At 60.2% G+C, this 7771-nt stretch carries 7 protein-coding genes and 1 pseudogene; 3 read left to right on the top strand and 5 right to left on the bottom strand.

The features are described 5' to 3' along the window. The 5 genes from VIM98_RS04245 to VIM98_RS04225 form a co-directional block, all read right to left on the bottom strand. Nucleotides 1–1566 (bottom strand): phospholipase (locus tag VIM98_RS04245; protein WP_331991850.1); only part of this gene is annotated, 1566 nt, incomplete at its 3' end. A 137-nt stretch (nucleotides 1567–1703) separates the two neighbouring features. Continuing rightward, nucleotides 1704–2594, bottom strand: a complete 891-nt coding sequence (locus VIM98_RS04240; protein ID WP_331991849.1) for an ankyrin repeat domain-containing protein — start codon at nucleotides 2592–2594, stop codon at nucleotides 1704–1706. Between the two features lie 101 nt (nucleotides 2595–2695). Further along, nucleotides 2696–3349, bottom strand: a complete 654-nt coding sequence (msrA, locus tag VIM98_RS04235) for a peptide-methionine (S)-S-oxide reductase MsrA (RefSeq protein WP_331991848.1) — start codon at nucleotides 3347–3349, stop codon at nucleotides 2696–2698. A gap of 59 nt (nucleotides 3350–3408) precedes the next feature. Further along, nucleotides 3409–3939 carry an adenine phosphoribosyltransferase gene (locus tag VIM98_RS04230; protein WP_331991847.1) on the bottom strand — a complete coding sequence of 177 codons (531 nt, stop codon included), beginning with the start codon at nucleotides 3937–3939 and terminating at the stop codon, nucleotides 3409–3411. A 90-nt stretch (nucleotides 3940–4029) separates the two neighbouring features. Continuing rightward, nucleotides 4030–5166, bottom strand: coding sequence for a DUF3103 family protein (locus tag VIM98_RS04225; protein ID WP_331991846.1), 1137 nt, complete (start codon nucleotides 5164–5166; stop codon nucleotides 4030–4032). A 243-nt stretch (nucleotides 5167–5409) separates the two neighbouring features. Here VIM98_RS04225 and VIM98_RS04220 point away from each other — a divergent pair, with 243 nt between their 5' ends. From VIM98_RS04220 to VIM98_RS04210, 3 genes and pseudogenes are all read left to right on the top strand, one after another. Then, nucleotides 5410–5685: a DUF2007 domain-containing protein gene (locus tag VIM98_RS04220; protein WP_331991845.1), complete on the top strand. Its 276-nt coding sequence runs from the start codon at nucleotides 5410–5412 to the stop codon at nucleotides 5683–5685. A 169-nt stretch (nucleotides 5686–5854) separates the two neighbouring features. Then, entirely contained in the window at nucleotides 5855–7627 is a 1773-nt protein-coding gene (locus VIM98_RS04215) for a glutamine--tRNA ligase/YqeY domain fusion protein (RefSeq protein WP_331991844.1), read from the top strand. Nucleotides 7628–7630: 3 nt separating this feature from the next. After that, nucleotides 7631–7771: pseudogene (locus tag VIM98_RS04210) on the top strand (nucleoside deaminase); the annotation flags it as partial.

The raw sequence follows: 7771 nt of genomic DNA, 5'->3' as shown, positions 1-7771 counted from the left end.
GTCGGCAACATGCTGCACGGCGTTTCCCACCGCATCCAGGCCGCGACCCGCCAATGTCCCCGCTCCTGCCACAGCATCGTGCTGCAGATTTCCCAGCCGCGTGGCCACATGATCGGTTGCCGCCTGCAAGGTACGCGTGGCATCGCGGATCGTTGCCGCGTCAGCATGCGCATCGCGCCGCGCATCGGCGCCCAGGCCCTGCCCCAAGCGATGCACGGCATCGCCAGCCCGATCGAGTTGCTGCGCCTGGTTGTTCATCCATTTTTGAGCGCCGTCCGGCAGGACGCTACCTACTTTGCGCAGGGCATCGGCTTCCAGCGATGCAGTGAACTGTCCAAGACTACCCAACCCCTCACTGACCCGTGCCCCCACCTCGCCTACTGCAACACGGCCGTGGGCGGCAGCAGCACCGGCCAGATGCTCTGCACCTTGTGCCGCATGGCCGCCAGCCTGGGTTACTGTGCGGGCGGCCTGTCCGCCCATTTCGGTGATATTCCGTATTCCGCCGCCAGTCGCGTGTAATGCCTGATTCGTCACCTTGCCGCCGGCAGCCACCACCTCGCCCGCCTGATGGCCCAACTGCGCACCCTTTGCGACTGCTCCGGCCGTTTCGAGCAACGGCTTGGCCAGATAAGTCACTTCTGGCAGGGACATTTGATTCTTGCGCGCTATCAGCACTGTGCCATCGGGACCGGACGGCATCATCGGCGCCAACAAAGGTTGCTGCTGCCCCGCTGCAAGCGGCAACTCGCGCAGCATTTTGTTGGTATCGCCCGTTGCCACCTTGTCGATGAAGTCCTGGACTGTCTTCTGTGCCTCCGGCGGCATGTTCTTGGCGAGGTTCTGCTTCAGCAACTCACGGCCTTGTGGCAATTGATTCAAGAGTTGGCTGCCCTCCTGCAACACCGCTCCGAGTTCTTGCCGTTGCAAATAATCAAGGCTATGAATGTTGCCCTGCACGCCGTTATTGAGAAGCTCGCCTTGGACCTGGTAAGAATTAATACTCTTGCTTATGTCATGTACGACTACGCCAGGGTTTTCTGCGGCGAAACGCCGAGCTGTCTCCGGATGCAGACCTGCAGCGTTCCAGGTTGTAGCATGGTTTCCAGTAACGGCTGAAGCCGCTGCCGCCATACCGCCGGCAAGACTGTGTCCCGTAAGTTCAAAATCGAGGCCGCCGCGCTGCAACTCCCTCGAAAGCCGCATGGCGCGATCGTAATAGTCCGTGCGCATGCCAACCGACTGTGGAAAATTATTCGCCAGAAAATCTTCTTGAGTGGTGGAATGAAGCTTTCCATCAGATGTCAGCACGTCACCCGACGAACCTTTGAAGGCTACCACTGGCTTGTAGTCAGGACCGAGCACCGCAGGGTCCGGTAAGTAGATTTCGGCGCGAAAGCCCGACTCGTCGGGTTTGAGCATGTCATTCAATTGATCCCGGCTTATATGAAGCGAGGGCGCATACCTAGTTATCAATTCAGGATGCTCACTTGCACGGGCCCATCCCGCAGGAGGCTGCTCTGTACCCTTAGCTGCGTTGTACGCATCGGCTGCCAGTTCACCCATCTGCTGATCGTGATAGAGCCCTGCTAACTGTTGCGCTTCGCGTTGGGCCGCCGAGTCGCCGCTTGCACGAAGTCGCTGCAACAGCGCTTGCTCTTGCTGAGGATCGCCAGACATCGCATCACTCCTTGATCAAACGGTTATAACAACGGAATGTCTTTCTCTTCGTAAGGAAGGCCAAATTTCTTGCGCATGTCGCGATAATCATTCGGCATAGGTGGTCGCGTAAACCCGTGCTGCAGCAACCATTGCTGGCACTTGCGTTGCCAAGTCGGGTCTTTGGGATCTCCGGGATGCCAAAAAATATCCTCAACCGCGAGATATCGCTTTGGCGCAGGCGGTGGCGGTTGATTGATCAGCGTTCCGACGCGGGGATCGGCACCATGATTCAAAAGCCAATACACCTTTTCGAACCTGCCCATCGAACTGTAGTCGTACAGAATCGACATCTGCTGCGACAGGGCATTGATATCCGCGCCTCTTTCTACAAGAAGCTGCACGTTCTGCCATTGGTCGTGCCAGATATACGCTTGAAAGAGTAACGATTCGCCGTTGGAATTCCTTGTATTGGGGTCTCCGCCGTGATCGAGCAGTTCTTTCAGGTAGATCGGGTCTTCCGCCTTCGCCGCCCACACCATGGCACCGTTCTGGTACCTCCCCTTGAAACGGGTGGTGTTCTGCAAAGGATGGAGCCGTTTGGCGTTCGGATCTGCCCCGTTGTCGAGCATGGCCTTCAGACCCGCCGGGCTCTCGGTAAACACAGGCCATGCGATCAACGGCATCCCGCTGCCATCGTCACTGAAGATCGTGTCGGGATTGACGTGTTCCTGCTTCATCAAGCGCTGCACTTCGGCAACGTTCCCGGTCTCCGCGGCCACGGCAAGCGCCTGGGCCTTCGGATCCTTGAAAATGCGATCCACGGAATACTTGGACACCTGCGCCGGCGTCGCGGATTGAGACTGCGAAACATCGCATCCGGTAACGCACAGTACGATCAGAAGACAGGCGGCAAGTGAGGAAAGCTTGGCCATGCACGATCCTTCGGCAGTCATTCGCCGATGTTAACGCGTGAGGCCGGACTTTTTTGAGTCCGGCCTCACTCCGGACCGTTTAAAACACCTTTGGGGCGCGATCAGGCCGCATCCAGCCCGATAGGACACACCACGCCCGTACCGCCCAAGCCGCAATAGCCGTCCGGGTGCTTGGACAGATACTGCTGGTGCTCATCTTCGGCGTAATAGAAAGGACCGGCCATGGCGATATCGGTGCTGATAGCCCCGTAGCCGGCGCGTGTCAGCTGCGCCTGGTAATCGCGACGCGACGCTTCGGCTGCGGCCAACTGCTCCGCGTCGGTGGCATAGATCGCCGACCGATACTGGCTACCGACATCGTTACCCTGACGCATGCCCTGGGTGGGATCGTGGTTTTCCCAAAACGTACGCAGCAGGCTGGAGAGGTCCACGTTGGCCGGGTCATAGACGATCTGCACGGCTTCGGTGTGGCCGGTCTGCCCCGAACATACTTCCCGATAAGTCGGGTTCGGGGTGTAGCCCCCGGCATAGCCGACCGCGGTGGTGTAGACGCCTGGGATATTCCAGAACTTGCGCTCCGCCCCCCAGAAGCAGCCCATTCCGACAATAAGGGTTTTGCTGCCGGGAAATGCCGATGGCAGCAAGGACCGCCCAGTGACATGGTGCGGCCGTGGATCCAGGATCGGCGTCTGGCGACCCGGCAAGGCGTCTTCCGGTTGCGGCATACGTTGTTTCCAAGCTCCGATTCCGAGCATGGCGGCCTCCTGAGCAGGTTGGGGACAGTACAGTTAAGTGGTACTGGCCCGCGGCAAATTCAATAACGCAACAACACATGCAGCGGCAGGTCCGCGGGCCAGCGCGAACGCCCCTGCAAAGCCGCCAGTTCGATCAGGAGACTGGCGCCGCAAAGCGTCGCTTGAAGCTTCTCGACCAGGGCGCGGGCGGCCGCGAGGGTGCCGCCGGTAGCCAGTACATCGTCGACCAGCAAGACCTTTTCGCCGGGACGCAACGCATCGTTACGTGCCTGTAGGCGATCGACGCCATATTCGAGCGCGTACTCCACCGTCGTCACCGGCGGCGGCAGCTTGCCGGGCTTACGCAAAGGAACGAAGCCCGCGTGCAGCTTCTGCGCCAGCGCGGCGCCAAAAATGAAACCGCGCGACTCGACGCCGCAAACAGCCTGTATGCCGCTGCCATGCCATGGCTCGGCCATGGCGTCGATACAGCGGGCAAACTGTCCGGCATCGGCAAGCAGCGGAGTGACATCGCGAAATACGACGCCCGGTTGCGGAAAGTCGGGCACATCGCGAACCAGGGAGGCAATAGAGGCATAGCTGTAATCCATCTGCTCATCCTAGCGCAAATGAACAAGGGGCCATCGGAGCACTTCGGCCCGATGGCCCCTGGGCCAAAAACTCAAGGCTGACCGATCGGGTTACGGTCGCTTGATCGTATACGGCGTGAATGTCGCCGTAGCGTTGCCTGCAGCACCGGGGCGATCGACATACGACTTGCCCTTCTCGATCAAATAATACGAATCGAGATAGTCGTTATCGTTGATCCACCATGAATCCGGCGTCACCTTCAGAATCGCATCGGCAATCTTGGGGATGAACGAATACGTGGGCTCGAACTTGTCGAGCACCTGCGATATCCCATCGAGGATGGCGCTCGCCAATGCCTTGTAATTGGCATCGTCATCCTGCTCGAACAACTGGATATTGACGGCACCAAGTCCGAAATCGCTCCAATGAATCAGATCCTGACCTGGAAAGTAGTCCCGCTTTTCCCAATCCAGATACGGCATATCCACAATTTGCAAATTGGGCCCTTCCTGATTCGGCTTCATGCCTGAAACCATCGCAAATACTTCGGCGGCCCCCGACAGCCATGGTTCCTTGTCGGAGTCGAGGCGAATCTTGGTCAGCACGGTCAATTCGTAATCCGAGGATTTCTGGTCGCTCAGATGCAGGCCGCCCTCGGCCAACGTCTGGTTCATGATACGAACGCCTTCACGCAGATCCTGTCGCCCATCGATGTCAAGCACCAGCACAGGGAAATCCGGCGCCTGCCTGGCATCGAGGAGGTGTAGGCGACCCTCGCTGTCATATGCGTCGACGGTAGTCCAGTTCGATGATTTGCCTGCCGGCTCGAAAGCGACCAGCAAGTTGCCGAAATCCGTGGGCGATGGCTGACCTTTAGGCACATACAGGCGAAGCTGCAACACGCCTGCCCTCATTGTCGGATAGCCTTTCAACGCTTTGACTGCGGTGTCGAAGCCCCGCAGCGTCTCAATGACCGCCGAACGGCCTTGGCGGGTACGGTACTCTGCCAGTAGCGATGTGAGCGGCGTAGCGATTTCCTGACTGCCGCCGCCCTCCTTCTCAGCGTCGGACAATTGGCGTCGCAAAGCGTCTGTGAATATCCGATCGGACAACAGCAATGCGACCTGCTGCGCGCCTTGCTGTTTGGCCTCCTGAACGGTTGCCGGGGTCGGCGCCGCCTGCGCTGTGAGTCCGAAGGCAAGCAGTACAGCCAGCGCCATGCCCTTGGTTTTTACCTTGATGTCCATTTTATTAAGCTCCATGTCGGTTAGCCCCCGATCGCACAGCTGTTCTTCAGCCGCACTTCGGCAGGCAAGCCCATTGAGCCATTTAGCAAGACTTTTTGAGAATAGGCGCCCGCTTGGCTTCGCGTGAGAACAAGAGAGGTAAGCCCAGGTAGTTGTAGGGGCTGGTCTACACAAATGTATTGGCGAGCACCTGCCCTTTTGCCGGGTCTTGCCGCGGCAGGCAACCACGGGTAGCTTGGCGACATGCGTATCGTGTACCGAGCCGAAAGCCTGATCGACGCCCATCTGATCAAGGACGCCCTTGAGCGCGCCGAGATTCCGGCGTTCATCAGCGGCGAATATCTCACCGGAGCCGTGGGACAGCTCCCCGCGATGGACTATATCGCCGTCATGGTGGCCGAAGATCATTGGCCGGTTGCCGAAGACATCGTTCGCGCCATCCAATCCCAACTGGCCGAGGCACGCGATGCGCTGGCGGCAGCCTACCCGGATGCCGGCCTTGACGGTTTGCTCGCCTGAGTGTGCCTGAGCCTGTTCGGCGCAATTATCTGGCTGTTCCCACCGGCAAACCCGCGCCCGCACTGGGCCTACCCGGTCAGAGACAGCCTCCCGGGCGACCTGGATCGTCAAATTCGCCAGAACCAGTAGAATCGTCGGTTCCCAACGAATAACTTTGAGCCGTTACCCCATGTCCACCGAATCTTCACTGGCCCCTTCGCCCGCCCACGCCACGCCCTCCTCCGGCGACGGCCAGCAGCGCGACTTTATCCGCCAGATCATTCGCGACGACCTGGCTACCGGCAAGCACCACGCCATCCGCACGCGCTTTCCGCCCGAGCCCAACGGCTACCTGCATATCGGTCACGCCAAGGCGATCTGCCTGAACTTCGGCATCGCCGCCGAGTTCACGGGCTGGTGCAACCTGCGCCTGGACGACACCAACCCCGGCAAGGAAGACCCTGAGTTCGTCGAAGGTATCAAGGACGATGTGCGCTGGTTGGGCTACGACTGGCACGACCTGCGCCATGCCTCGGATTACTTCGAAGTGTTCTATCGCGGCGCGCTGAAGCTCATTCAGGATGGCCATGCGTATGTGGACGACCTGAATCCCGAAGAGATGCGCGAATACCGTGGCACGCTCACCGAACCTGGCCGCAACTCGCCCCACCGCGAACGCTCGGTGGCGGAGAATCTCGATCTGTTCGCGCGCATGCGCGCGGGCGAATTCGCCGATGGCAGCAAGACGCTGCGCGCGAAGATCGACATGGCCTCGGGCAATATGAACATGCGCGACCCGGCGATCTACCGTATCCGCAAGATCACCCACCAGAACACCGGTGACGCGTGGCCGATCTACCCAATGTACGACTATGCGCATTGCCTCTCCGATGCGCTGGAAGGCATTACCCATTCGCTGTGCACGCTGGAATTCGAAGACCATCGTCCGCTGTACGACTGGTTCGTCGACAAGGTCGACCTGGTCAACCATCCGGAGCTGTGGCAGCACCTGCGCGACGCCGGCTTCCGGACGGAACCGGCCAAGCCGCGGCAGATCGAGTTCTCTCGCCTGAACTTGAGCTATTCGATCACCAGCAAGCGCAAGCTGGCTCAGCTGGTCGCCGAGAAGCACGTCGACGGCTGGGACGACCCGCGCATGAATACCTTGCGCGGCCTGCGCCGCCGCGGCTTTACGGCGGCAGGCATCCGCCTGCTGATCGAACGGCTGGGCGTGAGCAAGCAGAACAGCATCATCGACTACGGCATTCTGGAAAACTGCGTTCGCGAAGATCTCGATGCGCACGCACCTCGCCGCATGGCGGTGCTGGATCCGCTCAAGCTCGTCATCGCCAACCTGCCCGAGGGGCATGAGGAAACGCTGCAGTTTTCCAATCACCCCAAAGACGAAAGCTTCGGCTCGCGCCAGGTACCCTTCGCGCGCGAGCTGTGGATCGAACGCGAGGACTTCGCCGAGGTCCCACCGAAGGGTTTCCACCGCCTGAAGCCGGAAGGCGAAGTGCGTCTGCGCGGCGTCGGCATCGTCAAGTGCAATGAAGCGATCAAGGACGCGCAGGGGAATGTCGTGGAATTGCGCTGCACCCTCGATCCGGAGTCGCGTTCGGGTATGCCGGGCGCGGACCGCAAGGTCAAAGGCACGATCCACTGGGTCAGTGCGCGGCATGGCGTGGTCGCCGAGGTGCGACTGTACGACCGGCTGTTCAACGTGGCCGCGCCGGACGATGACAGCGACGGCAAGACCTGGATCGAGCACATCAACCCCGAAGCCAAGCGCGTAGTGCGCGGATGGGTAGAGCCGAACGCAGCCGAGGCGGCACCGGAGCAGCACTATCAGTTCGAGCGCCTGGGCTATTTCGTTGCCGACCGCGTGGATCATCGCGCCGGTGCGCCGGTGTTCAATCGTGCGGTCACGCTGCGCGATACCTGGGCCAAGCAGGCGGGCTGAGTTGTGTTGCCGTTGCAGATTCACCTCACCCTGCCGCCGTGGATCCACGATGTCGCGGACGAGAGCCGCCGCTATATCAGCGACGAAGAGCGGGTCGGACTGGCGATCGAACTGTCCCGACGCAATGTAGCCCACGGTAGCGGC

Source organism: Dyella sp. (genome assembly GCF_036568765.1).
Lineage (GTDB): Bacteria > Pseudomonadota > Gammaproteobacteria > Xanthomonadales > Rhodanobacteraceae > GSA-30.
This window is presented reverse-complemented; position numbering and strand designations above follow the sequence as displayed.

Excerpts from the sequence above, each read along its gene's own strand:
- VIM98_RS04215 (WP_331991844.1), top strand. The coding sequence starts at position 5,855 with ATGTCCACCGAATCTTCACTGGCCCCTTCGCCCGCCCACGCCACGCCC.
- msrA (WP_331991848.1), bottom strand. The coding sequence starts at position 3,349 with ATGCTCGGAATCGGAGCTTGGAAACAACGTATGCCGCAACCGGAAGAC.
- VIM98_RS04230 (WP_331991847.1), bottom strand. The coding sequence starts at position 3,939 with ATGGATTACAGCTATGCCTCTATTGCCTCCCTGGTTCGCGATGTGCCC.
- VIM98_RS04225 (WP_331991846.1), bottom strand. The coding sequence starts at position 5,166 with ATGGACATCAAGGTAAAAACCAAGGGCATGGCGCTGGCTGTACTGCTT.
- VIM98_RS04220 (WP_331991845.1), top strand. The coding sequence starts at position 5,410 with ATGCGTATCGTGTACCGAGCCGAAAGCCTGATCGACGCCCATCTGATC.
- VIM98_RS04240 (WP_331991849.1), bottom strand. The coding sequence starts at position 2,594 with ATGGCCAAGCTTTCCTCACTTGCCGCCTGTCTTCTGATCGTACTGTGC.